At 60.2% G+C, this 15,583-nt stretch carries 12 protein-coding genes; 10 read left to right on the forward strand and 2 right to left on the reverse strand.

Annotated elements, in window-relative coordinates:
* Nucleotide 1: 1 nt before the first annotated feature.
* On the reverse strand, nt 2–1,093 hold the full coding sequence (locus AAHA39_RS12055; protein ID WP_320655733.1) for a LysM peptidoglycan-binding domain-containing protein: 1,092 nt from the start codon (nt 1,091–1,093) through the stop codon (nt 2–4).
* A 108-nt stretch (nt 1,094–1,201) separates the two neighbouring features.
* On the opposite strand from AAHA39_RS12055, the gene def reads away from it, so the two are divergent.
* From def to AAHA39_RS12080, 5 genes are all read left to right on the forward strand, one after another.
* Nucleotides 1,202–1,714 carry a peptide deformylase gene (gene def / locus AAHA39_RS12060; protein WP_041209500.1) on the forward strand — a complete coding sequence of 171 codons (513 nt, stop codon included), beginning with the start codon at nt 1,202–1,204 and terminating at the stop codon, nt 1,712–1,714.
* A gap of 12 nt (nt 1,715–1,726) precedes the next feature.
* On the forward strand, nt 1,727–2,671 hold the full coding sequence (gene fmt, locus AAHA39_RS12065; RefSeq protein ID WP_320655734.1) for a methionyl-tRNA formyltransferase: 945 nt from the start codon (nt 1,727–1,729) through the stop codon (nt 2,669–2,671).
* Between the two features lie 60 nt (nt 2,672–2,731).
* A complete protein-coding gene (gene rsmB, locus AAHA39_RS12070) occupies nt 2,732–4,024 on the forward strand; it encodes a 16S rRNA (cytosine(967)-C(5))-methyltransferase RsmB (RefSeq protein WP_320655735.1) in 1,293 nt (430 codons plus the stop codon).
* A gap of 79 nt (nt 4,025–4,103) precedes the next feature.
* Complete coding sequence (trkA, locus tag AAHA39_RS12075; RefSeq protein ID WP_320655736.1) at nt 4,104–5,480, forward strand: Trk system potassium transporter TrkA; 1,377 nt, start codon at nt 4,104–4,106, stop codon at nt 5,478–5,480.
* A 96-nt stretch (nt 5,481–5,576) separates the two neighbouring features.
* Nucleotides 5,577–7,019, forward strand: a complete 1,443-nt coding sequence (locus AAHA39_RS12080; protein ID WP_041209496.1) for a TrkH family potassium uptake protein — start codon at nt 5,577–5,579, stop codon at nt 7,017–7,019.
* Between the two features lie 493 nt (nt 7,020–7,512).
* Here the strand turns inward: AAHA39_RS12080 and typA are convergent, their stop codons facing one another.
* The gene (gene typA / locus AAHA39_RS12085; protein WP_041209495.1) at nt 7,513–9,324 is read right to left on the reverse strand and encodes a translational GTPase TypA; all 1,812 of its coding nucleotides are present in this window, start codon (nt 9,322–9,324) and stop codon (nt 7,513–7,515) included.
* A gap of 351 nt (nt 9,325–9,675) precedes the next feature.
* On the opposite strand from typA, the gene glnA reads away from it, so the two are divergent.
* The 5 genes from glnA to add all read left to right on the forward strand — a co-directional run bounded on the left by glnA (nt 9,676) and on the right by add (nt 15,488).
* A complete protein-coding gene (gene glnA, locus AAHA39_RS12090) occupies nt 9,676–11,085 on the forward strand; it encodes a glutamate--ammonia ligase (protein WP_320655737.1) in 1,410 nt (469 codons plus the stop codon).
* A 114-nt stretch (nt 11,086–11,199) separates the two neighbouring features.
* A complete protein-coding gene (locus AAHA39_RS12095; RefSeq protein WP_320655738.1) occupies nt 11,200–11,781 on the forward strand; it encodes a DUF4124 domain-containing protein in 582 nt (193 codons plus the stop codon).
* A gap of 80 nt (nt 11,782–11,861) precedes the next feature.
* Nucleotides 11,862–12,917: a nitrogen regulation protein NR(II) gene (gene glnL / locus AAHA39_RS12100; RefSeq protein ID WP_320655739.1), complete on the forward strand. Its 1,056-nt coding sequence runs from the start codon at nt 11,862–11,864 to the stop codon at nt 12,915–12,917.
* 9 nt (nt 12,918–12,926) lie between these two features.
* Complete coding sequence (gene glnG / locus AAHA39_RS12105; RefSeq protein ID WP_033135371.1) at nt 12,927–14,345, forward strand: nitrogen regulation protein NR(I); 1,419 nt, start codon at nt 12,927–12,929, stop codon at nt 14,343–14,345.
* Between the two features lie 141 nt (nt 14,346–14,486).
* Nucleotides 14,487–15,488 carry an adenosine deaminase gene (add, locus tag AAHA39_RS12110; protein ID WP_042031978.1) on the forward strand — a complete coding sequence of 334 codons (1,002 nt, stop codon included), beginning with the start codon at nt 14,487–14,489 and terminating at the stop codon, nt 15,486–15,488.
* Nucleotides 15,489–15,583: the final 95 nt, after the last annotated feature.

The following is a 15,583-nucleotide window of genomic DNA, read 5'->3' on the forward strand; positions in this document are numbered from 1 at the left end:
GTCAGAAGTGAGTTACCTGATAACCAGTACTCACCATGTCCTTGCTCTGCATGATGAGGCCGTAACTCAGCTTGTCATACACCTTGAACAGCATGACCCGGGCAATCGCTTCGGAAGGCAGTGGCGCCTTTTTGTTGCTGCTGTAAAACACCTTGTTGTAGACCGACGAGAGCTCTTTGTACTGGACAGTACCGTTCTTGGTCACCAGCGCAGCGCCGGGACGACGGATATCGAGCACATCGCCAGCCGACAGCTGATCCCGACTCCCCTTGTTGATGAGCACCACGTCGAACTTGCCACCACCTCGCGCCTTGCTTGGCAGGTCGACGACATAACCCGGCTGGATGGCAGGTGCCGCCTTGGGCATGAATACGGCAGGCATACTCTCCTGCTCGGGTAGCGGCATCACCTTGTCACCCTGCAACACCTCCCTCTGGTTGTGAGTCAGAGTAACTTCGGTGCGATCACCATCCAGGCGCGCCACCGCCCGAACTATGCCGGTGAGCACGGCCTCCTGCCCAAGCAGTTCGCCTGTATCGCGATCCTTGTAGATTGCACCTGGGTGGTACACACCATACATCTGGCCCAGGGTCAAAGCCCCCTGGACATAGAGGGTGTCCCCCTCCAGCATGCCGATATGTTTTTCATCCGACCCCAGCAGATATGGCAGTTTTTTGCCTTCCTGAGCGTTGGCTAGGATATGGTCGGTCTGCAAAAACGGGCCAATCTCGCTGATAGGAAGGGTAGGAATCGGATTGGCTTTGCTCTCGTAGCGGTTTTTCGGGCTCAGGCGGATGACCTGCTTGCCCCCTTGCATCGCCTTGCCAAGACGGGGTTCGCCATTGACCCAGCTCAGTTGCAGCACGTCACCCGGGTAGATCCAGTGGGGATTGGCAATCTGAGGGTTGATATTCCAGAGACGGGGCCAGAGCCAGGGCTCGGAGAGATATTTGCCGGAGATGTCCCACAATGTGTCGCCTTTTTGCACGACATAGCTCTCGGGATAGCCGGCTTTAAGCTTCAGCTGGTCGGCCAGCAGAGTCGGGCTCGCGGCAACCAGCAGACAGGCCAGGATGGTTCGCTTCAGATACATAACACTCCCTGTTACTTCTGCGCGCAAAGTGTTGCTGTTTTTTGTCGGCGTAAATGACTAGAATTACGCCAATATTGACTGCATTTATACGAAACTAAAGAAAAAACTATGGCCATTCTAGATGTATTGCGTTTTCCCGATGAGCGCTTGCGCACCGTCGCAGCCCCTGTCGAGACCTTTACACCCGAGTTACAGCAAATTGTAGATGATATGTTCGAAACCATGTACGCAGAGGAAGGCATCGGCCTGGCTGCAACACAGGTGGACATTCATCAGCGCATCATAGTGATCGATGTCTCTGAAAACCGTGAAGACCCTCTGGTATTGATCAATCCGGAAGTCATCTCCCAGTGTGGCAGCACCGGCATCGAAGAGGGTTGCCTCTCCGTGCCCGGCAGCCGTGCTTTGGTGCCGCGCGCCGAACAGATCAAGATCCGCGCGCTGGATCGCCACGGCAAGCCGTTTGAACTGGAAACGGACGATCTGCTCGCCATCTGCATCCAGCACGAGATGGATCACCTGATGGGCAAGCTGTTTGTGGATTACTTGTCCCCGCTCAAGCGCCAGCGCATTCGCCAGAAGCTGGAAAAGATGGCCCGTGAAGATCGCAAAGCCCTCTGAGGATCTGCCCCGTTGAATAAGTTGAAACTGATTTTTGCCGGTACTCCCGACTTCGCCGCCCGTCACCTGGCGGCGTTGTTGTCTTCCGACCACGAGGTCGTCGCCGTTTATACCCAGCCGGACAAGCCCGCCGGTCGCGGCCAGAAGCTCACCGCCAGCCCGGTCAAAGAGCTGGCGCTGGCTCATAATCTGCCGGTTTATCAACCGGCTAGCCTGCGCAAGGAAGAGGCGCAAGCCGAGCTGGCAGCCCTTGGCGCCGACCTGATGGTGGTGGTGGCCTATGGCCTGATCCTGCCCAAAGCGGTGCTCGATACCCCGCGTCTGGGTTGCATCAACGTCCATGGCTCCCTGCTGCCACGCTGGCGCGGTGCCGCACCGATCCAGCGCTCCATCTGGGCGGGCGATGCCGAAACCGGCGTCACCATCATGCAGATGGATGTGGGGCTGGATACCGGCGCCATGATCCGCAAAGTGACCTGCCCCATCGCCGCCGACGAGACCTCCGCCAGTCTCTATGACAAGCTGGCCGAGCTGGGCCCGCAGGCACTGGTCGACACCATCGATGCCATGGCCGCCGGCGACACTGCGGCCGAAGTGCAGGACGATGCGCTGGCCAACTACGCCGAGAAGCTCTCCAAGGAAGAGGCCCGCATCGACTGGTCGATGGAGGCCGTCGCCATCGAGCGCTGCATCCGCGCCTTCAATCCCTGGCCCATCAGCTGGTTCGAAGTGGCTGACCAGACCGTCAAGGTATGGCAAGCCGCCGTCATCGACAGCGACCATGGCCAGCGCGCCGGAACCCTGCTCAAGGCCGACAAGCAGGGGATCGATATCGCCACCGGCAAAGGGGTGCTGCGCCTGCTGACCCTGCAGCCGCCCGGCAAGAAGGCGATGTCCGTGACGGACCTGCTCAACTCTCGCCGCGACTGGTTTGAACCCGGCACGCAATTGAATTGAACTGGATTGAATTGACACAAGCGGGGCCCAGGCCCCGACTTGCGCATCTAAGGTAACTCTATGAAAACACGCGCACAGGCTGCTCTCGTTATTCAACAGGTGCTGGATCAGGGCCAGTCCCTCTCCGCCGTTCTGCCTGCTGCCCAGGAGAAGGTTGCGCCCCGCGATCGCGCCCTCCTGCAAGAACTCTGCTACGGTACCCTGCGCTGGCTGCCCCGCCTCGATGCGGCGGTCGACGAGATGATGGACAAGCCGCTCAAGAACAAGAGCCGCATCTTCCACTACCTCATCCTGGTCGGCCTCTACCAGCTCATCTACACCCGCATTCCGGCTCACGCCGCGGTGGCCGAGACCGTCAACGCGGTCAAGCTGCTCAAGGGCACCTCCCTGCGTGGCCTCATCAACGGTGTGCTGCGCAACTTCCAGCGCAGCGCCGAAGTGATTCTGCTGCGTATCGACCGCGTACCGAGCGTGCGCCTCGGTCACCCCGAGTGGCTCACCAAGCGCCTGCGTCAGGCTTATCCCGACGAGTGGGAGTTCATCATGGAGGCGAACAACCAGCGCCCCCCCATGTGGATCCGCAACAACAGCCAGCGCCAGAGCCGCGAGCAGATGCTGGCCCGCATGGCCGAAGCCGGCATCAATGCGGTGGCCGGTGAAGAGGGCGAGGATTGCATCCTGCTGGAGCGTCCCTGCGATGTGACCAAGCTGCCCGGCTTCGAAGTCGGTGACTGCTCGGTACAGGATGGCGCAGCACAACAGGCTGCCGCCCTGCTCGATCCTCAACCGGGTGAATGGGTGCTGGATGCCTGCGCCGCCCCTGGCGGCAAGACCGCCCACCTGCTGGAGCGTCAGCCCAAGCTGGCTGGCGTGGTCGCCGTTGATGCCGACGAGAACCGCCTCAAGCGGGTGCAGGAGAACCTGGATCGCATCGGCCTGACCGCCAAAGTGATCCACGGCGATGCCGCGGCACCGGAACAGTGGTGGCCGGAGGGCCAGTTCGACCGCATCCTGCTGGATGCCCCCTGCTCCGCCACCGGCGTTATCCGTCGCCACCCCGACATCAAGTGGCTGCGCCGGGATCAGGACATTCGTGAGCTGGCCGAGCTGCAACGCCGGATTCTCAATGCCCTCTGGGGCAAGTTGAAGAGCGGTGGCACCCTGCTCTACGCCACCTGCTCCGTCCTGCCGGAAGAGAACCGCGAACAGATTCGCGCCTTCCTTGCCGCGACCAAAGATGCCAAATTGGTACCGTTGCACGAACAGGACACTCCGGATTGCCCGGGTCGCCAGTTCCTGCCGGGTGAAGCCGAGATGGATGGCTTCTACTACGCCAAGCTGGTCAAGCTGTGACGCTGACATGCTTCTTCCGGGGCAATCGCCATGCTGGCGGAATGCCCCTTTACTGCCTCAACGTGAGTAGACGTTCCCTATGAAAATCATCATTTTGGGAGCCGGCCAGGTCGGCGGCACTCTGGCCGAGAACCTGGCCGGAGAGAACAACGACATCACCATCGTCGATACCGACAGCGAGCGCCTGCGCGAACTGCAGGACAAGTTTGACCTGCGGGTGGTCAACGGCCATGGCGCTCACCCCAAGGTGCTGCGCGAAGCGGGCGCTCAGGATGCCGACATGCTGGTCGCCGTCACCAACAGTGACGAGACCAACATGATCGCCTGTCAGGTCGCCTACTCCCTGTTCAACACCCCGAACAAGGTGGCGCGGATCCGTTCGCCCGCCTATCTGACCGAGCGGGATCGCCTGTTCCTGCCGGAATCGGTGCCGGTGGATCACCTGATCGCGCCGGAGCAGCTGGTGACCGACTATGTACGTCGTTTGATCGAGTATCCGGGCGCCCTGCAAGTGGTTGATTTCGCAGGTGGCCGCGTCGGTCTGGTGGCGGTCAAGGCCTACTACGGCGGCCCGCTGGTGGGCAATGCCCTCTCCACCCTGCGCGAGCACATGCCCAACATCGAGACCCGGGTAGCAGCCATCTTCCGTCAGGGCCGCCCGATCCGCCCGCAAGGCACCACCATCATCGAAGCGGATGACGAGGTGTTCTTCGTCGCCGCCGCGGGCCATATCCGCGCCGTGATGTCGGAGCTGCAGCGCCTCGAGAGCCCCTACCGCCGTATCATGATCGTCGGCGGTGGCAACATCGGCGCCGGTCTCGCCCGTCAGCTGGAGAAGCGTTACAGCGTCAAGCTTATCGAGCGCAACCAGAAGCGGGCGGAGCAGCTCTCCGAACTGCTGGAGAACACCATCGTCTTCTGCGGCGATGCGGCTGATCAGGAGCTGCTGGCCGAGGAGCACATCGACCAGATCGACGTCTTCATCGCCGTCACCAACGAGGATGAGGCCAACATCATGTCGGCCCTGCTCGCCAAGAAGATGGGGGTCAAGAAGACCATGGTGCTGATCCAGCGCGGCGCCTACGTCGACCTGGTGCAGGGCGGTTCCATCGATATCGCCATCTCGCCGCAGCAGGCCACCATCTCGGCCCTGCTGACCCACGTGCGCCGGGCCGATATCGCCAACGTCTACAGTCTGCGCCGCGGCGCTGCCGAGGCGATTGAGGCGATTGCCCACGGCGACGAGAACACCTCCAAGGTGGTCGGCAAGACGGTAGGCGAGCTCAAGCTGCCGCCGGGCACCACCATAGGTGCCGTAGTGCGCGGGGATGAGGTGCTGATCGCGCACGATCGCACCAGGATCCAGCAGGATGACCACGTGGTCATGTTCCTGGTGGACAAGAAGTACATCCCGGAAGTGGAACGGCTGTTCCAGCCCAGCCCCTTCTTCCTGTAACGGGCCCATGGCCGCTCACTGTCACGCCAGACCCGGCTCAGCCCCACCAGGGGGATGCTCCGGGTCTTTTTTCAATCACCGACCAGGTTATCGAACATGATCAAGCTGCGTCCCATCATCTTTACTCTCGGGCTGGTGCTCTCCAAGCTGGCGCTCTTCATGTGGCTGCCAACCCTGCTGGCTCTGCTGACCGGCTCCGAGGGGTTCGTCGAGTTTCTCAAATCGGTGCTCATCACCCACGGCGCCGCCCTGCTCTGCCTCCATTACGGGCGCAAGGCGGAGTTTCATCTGGGGGTGCGGGAGATGTTCCTGCTCACCACCTCGGTCTGGGTGGTGGCCTGTATCTTCGGGGCGCTGCCCTTTGTCTTCATCACCCACATCAACTTTACCGACGCCTACTTCGAGACTATGTCGGGGGTGACCACCACCGGCTCTACCGTGCTCTCCGGCCTCGACAACATGGCCCACAGCATCCTGCTATGGCGATCCATCCTGCAGTGGCTGGGCGGGGTCGGCTTTATCGTGATGGCGGTAGCTGTGCTGCCCTACCTCAACGTCGGCGGCATGAAGCTGTTCCAGACCGAGAGCTCGGACTGGTCGGATAAAAGTGCGCCACGGGCCAAGACGGTGGCCAACAACATAGTGCTGGTCTATCTGGTGCTCTCCATGCTCTGTATGATGGCCTACTGGGCCAGTGGCATGACGCTGTTCGAGGCGATCAACCACTCGATGACCACCCTCAGTACCGGCGGCTACTCCACCTCCGATCAATCCATGTCCCACTTCTCCAACTCGGCACACTGGATTGGCACCCTGTTCATGTTCCTCGGTGGCCTGCCCTTCCTGCTTTACGTGCAGAGCCTCAACCACCGGGATTACAGCCTGTTCAAGGATGCCCAGGTGCGCGGCTTCTTCTGGCTGGTAGTCTGGGTCACCGCCATCATGACCTTCTACCTGTGGGAGCGGAACCTGTTCGACTTCTGGGATGCCCTGCGCATCAGCTGCTTCAACATCGTCTCGGTGCTCACCACCACAGGCTTTGGCCTCGGTGACTTCGGCACCTGGGGGCCGCTGGCCAGCATCACCTTCATCGTGCTGCTGGCGCTTGGCGCCTGCTCGGGCTCGACTGCGGGCGGGCTCAAGATCTTCCGGGTACAGGTGGCCTTTGCCCTGTTCAAGAAGCAGATGCGCCAGCTGATGCACCCCTCCGGCGTATTTCCCCAGAAATACAACGGCCGGACGGTCAACGACGCCATCATCCGTTCGATGATCTCCTTCGTGCTGGCCTACTTCGCCATCATTCTGGTGATCGCGGCGCTGCTGGCAGCCATCGGGCTCGACCCCCTCACCTCCATCTCCAGCTCCATCACCGCGGTTGCCAACGTGGGGCCAGGGATGGGGCCGGTGGTGGGCCCCAGCACCAACTTCGCCAGTCTGCCCGACTCGGCCAAGTGGCTGCTGTCGTTCGGCATGCTGCTGGGACGACTGGAGATCCTGACGGTCGCCGTACTCTTCTTCCCCTCGTTCTGGCGCCAATAACGCGCAAGCAGCGACGCCCTCCATCGGTTGATAGCAACCGGTGGAGGGCGTCGTTTTTTATCCCCCTGATCGGGCACCGCCCTGTAACGGCCTGGCATAAGCCGCAGAGTGCTTCAGGCAGCCCACTTTGCTCACATAAGGTAGAGCTGGGTCATTAAGACAAAATCCATAAATTAAATTTATAGCGATTGCTTTGGCTCACCCATAAGAGCCCGCCCCTGCCAGCAGACCCGGTAAGACCATCTTCCGATCTGCAGAGCCTTGCTTTCAAGAACACGCCCTCATCATCCAGCCATAGCAAGCCAGATACAGCGCCAAAAAGAACGCCCATTGAGAGCCTGCCACGCCCGGCAGCAGCACTTATCCACAAGGCAAGGTGCAACCGAACCGCACAGCCCAACGCAGATAAAAAAAGGCCCAAACCTGAGGTTTGGGCCTTTCTATCAGCGAATCGTCAGCAACCGCGAGGGCTACCGAGACTCAGCACATGGGATTAACCACGGCCAGAGCGCTTGCGATCCAGCTCGGTCAGCAGCTTCTTACGGATACGGATGCTCTTCGGAGTGACTTCTACCAGTTCATCGTTGTCGATGAACTCGAGAGCTTGTTCCAGAGTCATGCGGATCGGCGGAGTCAGAACCTGAGCTTCGTCGGTACCGGAGGCACGCATGTTGGTCAGCTGCTTGCCTTTCAGGCAGTTAACAGTCAGGTCGTTGGAACGGGAGTGGATACCGATCACCTGGCCTTCGTACACTTCGGTCGCGTGACCGATGAACAGACGACCGCGGTCTTGCAGACCGAACAGGGCGTAAGTCAGTGCCTTACCGGTAGCGTTGGAGATCAGCACGCCGTTCTGACGCTCACCGATGCTGCCACCCTTGTGCGGACCGTAGTGGTCGAAGGTGTGGTACAGCAGACCGGTACCGGAGGTCATGGTCATGAACTCGGTCTGGAAGCCGATCAGGCCACGGCTCGGGATCATGAAGTCCAGACGGACACGACCCTTGCCATCCGGGGTCATGTTGGTCATTTCGCCCTTACGCAGACCCAGCTGCTCCATCACGGAACCCTGGTGCGCTTCTTCAACGTCCACAGTTACGGTTTCGAACGGTTCTTGCAGTTCGCCGTCAACGGTACGCAGGATTACTTCCGGACGGGATACCGCCAGCTCGTAACCTTCGCGACGCATGTTTTCGATCAGGATGGAGAGGTGCAGTTCACCACGACCGGATACGCGGAACTTGTCCGGATCATCAGTCTCTTCCACGCGCAGGGCCACGTTGTGGACCAGCTCCTGGTTCAGACGCTCCAGAATGTTGCGGGAGGTCACGAACTTGCCCTCTTTACCGGCGAACGGTGAGGTGTTGACCTGGAAGGTCATGTTCACGGTCGGCTCGTCAACGGAGAGCGGCGGCAGCGCTTCAACAGCACCGTTGTCGCAGATGGTGTCGGAGATCTTCAGCTCGCCCAGACCGGTGATGGCGATGATGTCGCCTGCTTGCGCATCGGCAACTTCGGTACGGGACAGGCCCAGATAGCCCAGCACCTGACCGACTTTACCGTTGCGGGTCTTGCCGTCGGCACCAACGATGGTGACCTGCTGGTTGGTCTTGACGCGACCACGGGTGATACGGCCGATACCGATAACGCCCACGTAGGAGTTGTAGTCCAGCTGGGAGATCTGCATCTGGAACGCGCCTTCGGTGTCAGCTTTCGGGGCTTCCACGTTGTCGACGATGGCCTGGAACAGCGGCTCCATGTTCTCGGACTCGACGTCCTGATCCATGGTGGCCCAACCGTTCAGTGCAGAGGCGTAAACCACTTTGAAGTCCAGCTGTTCGTCAGTCGCGCCCAGGTTGTCGAACAGGTCAAATACCTGATCCATTACCCAGTCAGGACGAGCACCCGGACGGTCAACCTTGTTGATGACCACGATCGGCTTCAGACCCTGAGCGAACGCTTTCTGGGTCACGAAACGGGTTTGCGGCATCGGGCCGTCTACGGCGTCAACCAGCAGCAGCACGGAGTCAACCATGGACAGAACGCGCTCAACTTCACCACCGAAGTCGGCGTGACCCGGGGTATCAACGATGTTGATGCGGTAGTCATTCCAGCGGATCGCAGTGTTCTTGGCGAGAATGGTGATGCCACGTTCCCGTTCCAGATCATTGGAGTCCATGATCCGTTCCTGGCCTTCCGTGGAGCGGTCCAGGGTACCGGACTGCTGCAGCAGTTTGTCCACAAGCGTCGTTTTGCCGTGGTCAACGTGCGCAATAATCGCAATATTGCGTAAATTCTCTAACATTCTCGCCTCAATCACCGGGTAAAATTGGGCGCTAATTGTACTCTTGCCTTTGTGATCTGCCTAGCAGAATTGCAGTACATTCGCGCATGACAACGGATCTGGATCATAGACCTCGTCTGTAAACCCTGCTTATATGGGGTGCGACCGCATCTTGCGCACTATTTCAGTGCACCAAAACGATCCGTGGTCGCACTATTTTGATGCAACACCAGTCGAGATTGCCTGCTTTTGGGGAACCACCGAGACGGGATTGCCCTGAAATCAGGCTGTCACAAACTTGGCACGATACTGGCTTATGTGAATACGACGACGCATTCACCCAGAGAGTTTTAACACCGGAGGTTATTTAGCATGTCAGTCCAGAACGTTTTGGCCCTGATCCAGGAACACGAAGTCAAGTTTGTTGATCTGCGCTTTACCGACACCAAGGGCAAAGAGCAGCACGTATCCATCCCTGCCCATCAGGTTGATGAAGATTTCTTCGAAGACGGCAAGATGTTCGACGGCTCCTCCATCGGTGGCTGGAAAGGCATCAACGAATCCGACATGGTACTGATGCCGGATGCCGCCTCCGCCAAGCTGGATCCCTTCACCGAAGAGACCACTCTGAACATCGTGTGTGACGTGCTGGAGCCTGCCACCATGCAGGGCTACGACCGCGACCCGCGCTCCATCGCCAAGCGCGCCGAAGATTTCCTGAAGTCCAGCGGCATCGCTGACACCGTGCTGTTCGGGCCGGAGCCGGAATTCTTCATGTTCGACAACATCACCTTCTCCAACACCATGGGCCACAGCTTCGTGAAGATCGAATCCGAAGAAGCTGCATGGAACTCCGGTACAGCCTATGAGCATGGCAACAAGGGTCACCGTCCGTTCGTGAAAGGCGGTTACTTCCCGGTTGCGCCGGTTGACTCCTCCCAGGACATCCGTGCCGCCATGTGTCTGGTGCTGGAAGAGATGGGCCAGGTTGTTGAAGCTCACCACCACGAAGTGGCGACTGCCGGTCAGAACGAGATCGCTACCCGCTTCAATACTCTGACCCTGAAAGCGGACGAAGTGCAGGTACTGAAGTACGTGATCCACAACGTGGCCCACGCCTACAACAAGACCGTGACCTTCATGCCGAAACCCATGTTCGGTGACAACGGCTCCGGCATGCACTGCCACCAGTCTCTGGCCAAGAACGGCGTCAACCTGTTCGCCGGCGACCTGTATGGCGGTCTGTCCGAGATGGCGCTGCACTATATCGGCGGTATCATCAAGCACGCCAAGGCCATCAACGCCTTCGCCAACCCGACCACCAACTCCTACAAGCGTCTGGTTCCGGGTTATGAAGCACCGGTCATGCTGGCCTACTCAGCCCGCAACCGCTCTGCCTCCATCCGTATCCCGGTGGTACCGAGCCCGAAAGCCCGTCGTATCGAAGTGCGCTTCCCGGATCCGGCAGCCAACCCGTACCTGGCCTTCGCAGCCCAACTGATGGCCGGTCTGGACGGTATCATCAACAAGATCCATCCGGGCGATGCAATGGACAAGAACCTGTACGACCTGCCGCCGGAAGAAGCCGCAGAAGTACCGACCGTTGCCGGTTCTCTGGACGAAGCGTTGTCCGCTCTGGATGCAGACCGCGAGTTCCTTACCCGTGGCGGCGTGTTCAGCGATGACTTCATCAACTCCTACCTGGAACTGAAACAGCAGGATGTTGACCGTGTGCGCATGACCCCGCACCCGCTGGAGTTCGAGCTGTACTACTCCGTCTAAGCCTGGAACAGCTGTCCGGTTAATCGAACCAGCTTGCCCAATCGTGACAAAACCCGCCATCTGGCGGGTTTTTTCTCTGATAGGATTAAGCAAGATACCGTCAAGGAGAGATGGATGAACAACAAGTATGGCATCGGGCTTGTCGCCCTCCTGTTGCTGACCTCGTTTGGTACGCATGCAGCCAAGGTCTACTCCTGGGTCGATGGCAATGGCGTCACCCACTACACGGATGCCCCTCCTCCCGGCAAGAAGGTAAAAGAAGTCGATCTGCGCACGGCCCCCTTCCTCAGCGGAGCCCCCCGTTCGGTACAGGTGCAGAACTTCAACTCCCTGACCGGCGTCGATGCCAACAAGAAGAAAGAGGCGACCAAGCTGGTCATCGCCCTGCTTTCACCGGAACAGGGCAGCACTCTGCGCGACAACACCGGCAATATCGTCTTCCAGGGCCAGATCAGCCCCAAACCACCCACCCAGTATGATGTGCGGCTGACACTGGATGGCAAAGCGGCTCCCCTTGTCAGCAACAGCCTCTCGATCCGGGTCGAAAACGTCGATCGCGGCGCCCACGAGGCCCAGCTAGAACTGCTCGCCAAAGACGGTACGATCCTTGCTAAATCGACTCCAGTCACCTTTTACCTGCATAGAGCAAGCGTGGATCCGGCTCCCAAACCCACCCCCAAAGCCAACCAGGGGTGATATAACGCACCGATGCGGGTAAACTCAATGCACCATATCGGTGCATTGCAGGTGCACAGCACCGTTTTAGGGAGAAACCTGTGCCAACCCGCTCGGACAATGCCAAAACACTCTTGGATAATTTGCTGACCGCCGTGATCCTGATGGATGAGCGGCTCTGCATCCAGTTCGTCAATCCCGCCGCCGAGCAGCTGCTCTCTCTCAGTGAACGGCGGCTGATCGGCATCGAACTGCCCCATCTGCTGGAACATATCTCCCTCGACCTGCAACGACTGAAACAGTGCCTCGTTTCAGGGCAGGGCTTTACCGATAGCGAAGTGACTCTGGTGGTAGAGGGAGAACCGCGGTTGGTAGAGCTGAGCGCTACCCCGATGGCCGACCACGAACAGCGTCTGCTGGTCGTGGAGCTTCGCAAGATCGACCAGCAGAAAAAGATCAGTCAGGAGCAGCAGCAACATGCCCAGCAGCTGGCAGCCAAAGAGCTGGTGCGCGGTCTCGCCCACGAAATCAAGAATCCCCTCGGCGGCCTGCGCGGCGCAGCCCAGCTGCTGCAAAAGGAGCTGCCCGACCCGGCCCTGCGCGAATATACCGGCATCATCATCGAACAGGCTGACAGGCTGCGGGTACTGGTCGATCGGCTGCTCGGCCCCCAACGCCCCGGTCGCCACCAGATGCACAATGTCCATTCGGTGCTGGAGCAGGTTCGCCGACTGGTGGAGCTGGAGCTGCCTTCCTCGATCCGCATCGAGCGGGATTACGACCCCAGCATCCCCGAATTCGAGATGGAGCCGGATCAGCTGCAGCAGGCGTTTCTCAACATAGTGCGCAACGCCGCCGAAGCGCTGGGGGATCAGACCGGGCTTATCCGCATCAAGACCCGCACTGCGTTCCAGATCACCATCCATGGCCAGCGTTACCGGCTGGCGGCGGAGATCAAGATCATCGACAACGGCCCCGGTATTCCCGATGCCATCCGCGACACCCTGTTCTATCCCATGATCACCGGCAAAGAGGGCGGCACCGGGCTTGGCCTCTCCATCGCCCAGAACCTGATCGACCAGCACAAGGGGAAAATCGACTGCATCAGCTGGCCGGGCCACACCGAATTCACCATTTTTCTACCGCTTCGCAAGTAAGGGAACACCATGACAGCCAAAGTGTGGATCGTCGACGATGACAGCTCTATCCGCTGGGTGCTGGAACGCACCCTCGGCAGCGAAGGCTTCAACTGCGAAAGCTTTGCCGATGGTGAAGCGCTGCTGCACGCCCTTGAGCTGCGCTCGCCCGATGTCATCCTCTCCGATATCCGGATGCCCGGTATAGACGGCCTGAGCCTGCTGGAGCAGATCCACCGCCGTCAGGCCGATCTGCCCATCATCATCATGACCGCCCACTCGGATCTCGACAGCGCGGTCAACGCCTACCAGCGTGGCGCCTTCGAGTACCTGCCCAAGCCATTCGACATCGACGAAGCGGTGACCCTGGTGCGCCGCGCCGAGAATCACCTCAAAGAGCAGCGGACCAAGCGAAAGTCTCGCCAGCAAGAAGCCACCGCCACTCCCGAAATCATCGGTGAAGCACCGGCGATGCAGGAGGTGTTCCGCGCCATCGGCCGCCTGTCGCGCTCAAGCATCTCGGTGCTGATCAACGGTCAGAGCGGTACCGGCAAGGAGCTGGTCGCCCATGCGCTGCACAAACACAGCCCGCGCGCCCACAAGAACTTCATCGCCCTCAACATGGCGGCTATCCCCAAAGATCTCATCGAATCTGAGCTGTTCGGTCACGAGAAGGGGGCCTTCACCGGCGCCAACAACATCCGCCACGGCCGCTTCGAGCAGGCCGACGGCGGCACCCTGTTTCTCGACGAAATCGGCGACATGCCGCTGGATGTGCAGACCCGGCTGCTGCGGGTGCTGGCCGATGGCCAGTTCTACCGGGTCGGTGGCCACCAGCCGGTGCAGGTTGATGTACGGATCATCGCCGCCACCCACCAGAATCTGGAGAAACGGGTCGCCGATGGCGAGTTTCGCGAGGATCTGTTTCACCGCCTCAACGTCATTCGCATCCATATTCCCGCCCTCAAGGAGCGCCGTGAGGATATTCCCCAGCTGGCTCGTCATTTCCTGCTGCGCGCCGCCAAAGAGCTGAATGTGGAGGCCAAGAGCCTGCACCCGGATACCCAGACCTATATCAGCCGCCTGCCCTGGCCGGGTAACGTGCGCCAGCTGGAGAACGTCTGCCGCTGGCTCACCGTGATGGCCTCCGGGCAGGAGGTACTGGTGAGCGATCTTCCCCCCGAGTTGCTTACCCCCATCACCCACAACGCCGAGCCCGGTCAACCGGCGTTGCCCGGTTGCTGGCAGCAACAGTTGCAGGAGTGGGTGGCCAGCAAGCTGGCGCTGGGAGAGACAGACATCCTGGCCGATGCCATGCCCCAGTTCGAACGGATCATGCTGGAGACGGCGCTGGAGCACACCCACGGCCACAAGCAGGAGGCGGCGCGCCTGCTTGGCTGGGGTCGCAACACCCTGACCCGCAAGCTGAAGGAACTCGATCTCTCCTGAGTCCCGGGGAAAAACGATTCCCATCACGCCTTGATAAATCACCGACCAATAAGACCCCGTTTGCCAGCAAACGGGGTATCTTTTTTGAAAGCCCCGCCTAGAATGGCAGGCTTTCAAACCCGACTCGAAGAAGGCGCCATCATGATTGACAGATCTCTCCCCCTGACCGACCTGCACCGCCATCTGGACGGCAACATCCGTCCGCAGACTATCCTCGAGCTGGGTCGCCAACACAATATTCAGCTGCCCGCCTTCGAGCTGGAGGCGCTGCGCCCCCACGTACAGATCGTCGAGAACGAGCCAAGTCTGGTCGCCTTCCTGAAGAAGCTGGACTGGGGTGTTGCCGTGCTGGCCGACTACGACGCCTGCCGCCGGGTTGCCTACGAGAACGTAGAAGACCTGCTGCGCGCCGGTATCGACTATGCAGAGCTGCGCTTCAGCCCGGCCTATATGGCGATGGCCCATAAGCTGCACCCGCAGGGTGTGGTGGAAGCCATCATCGACGGCGTGGCCGCGGGCAGCCGTGACTTCGGCATCAAGGCCAACCTGATCGGCATCATGAGCCGCACCTTCGGCACCGAGCAGTGCAATCAGGAGCTGGCCGCCTGTCTGGCCCATCGCGACAAGCTGGTCGCCATCGATCTGGCCGGTGACGAGCTGGGCTTCCCGGGAGAACTCTTTGTCGACCACTTCCGCAAGGTGCGCGATGCAGGCATGCGCGTCACCGTGCACGCCGGTGAAGCAGCCGGCCCCGAGAGCATGTGGCAGGCCATTCGCGAGCTGGGTGCCGAACGTATTGGCCACGGTGTCAAAGCGATTCAGGATCCGGCCCTGATGGCCTATCTGGCCGAGCACCGCATCGGCATCGAGTCCTGCCTCACCTCCAACGTCCAGACCACCACGGTGGCGAGCCTGACCGAACACCCGATCCGCCAGTTCCTGGCTGCCGGTGTGCTGGCCTGCCTCAACACCGACGATCCGGCGGTGGAAGGCATCGACCTGCCCCACGAATATGAAGTGGCTGCTCCGGCCGCCGGCATGACCGCCAGCGAAATCCGCACCGCCCAGCAGAACGGCCTGACCCTGGCCTTCCTGAGCGATAGCGAGAAAGCCGAACTGAGCGCCCGCGCCGCCAGCCGCTGATTAACACCGGCAATGCAAATAAAAACGGCCCACTTCGGTGGGCCGTTTTTATTTGTGGCGGAGATCCCGCAACTTCAAGCCCGCGGTTCGATTAA

Origin of the sequence: Aeromonas sp. SE22 (genome assembly GCF_038739755.1) — a bacterium.
In the GTDB taxonomy this organism is placed as follows: domain Bacteria; phylum Pseudomonadota; class Gammaproteobacteria; order Enterobacterales; family Aeromonadaceae; genus Aeromonas; species Aeromonas jandaei.

Bases quoted from the DNA above. Each gene is read 5' to 3' on its own strand.
- AAHA39_RS12055 (WP_320655733.1), bottom strand. From the start codon at position 1,093: ATGTATCTGAAGCGAACCATCCTGGCCTGTCTGCTGGTTGCCGCGAGC.
- AAHA39_RS12095 (WP_320655738.1), top strand. From the start codon at position 11,200: ATGAACAACAAGTATGGCATCGGGCTTGTCGCCCTCCTGTTGCTGACC.
- glnA (WP_320655737.1), top strand. From the start codon at position 9,676: ATGTCAGTCCAGAACGTTTTGGCCCTGATCCAGGAACACGAAGTCAAG.
- rsmB (WP_320655735.1), top strand. From the start codon at position 2,732: ATGAAAACACGCGCACAGGCTGCTCTCGTTATTCAACAGGTGCTGGAT.
- add (WP_042031978.1), top strand. From the start codon at position 14,487: ATGATTGACAGATCTCTCCCCCTGACCGACCTGCACCGCCATCTGGAC.
- def (WP_041209500.1), top strand. From the start codon at position 1,202: ATGGCCATTCTAGATGTATTGCGTTTTCCCGATGAGCGCTTGCGCACC.
- glnG (WP_033135371.1), top strand. From the start codon at position 12,927: ATGACAGCCAAAGTGTGGATCGTCGACGATGACAGCTCTATCCGCTGG.
- AAHA39_RS12080 (WP_041209496.1), top strand. From the start codon at position 5,577: ATGATCAAGCTGCGTCCCATCATCTTTACTCTCGGGCTGGTGCTCTCC.
- typA (WP_041209495.1), bottom strand. From the start codon at position 9,324: ATGTTAGAGAATTTACGCAATATTGCGATTATTGCGCACGTTGACCAC.
- trkA (WP_320655736.1), top strand. From the start codon at position 4,104: ATGAAAATCATCATTTTGGGAGCCGGCCAGGTCGGCGGCACTCTGGCC.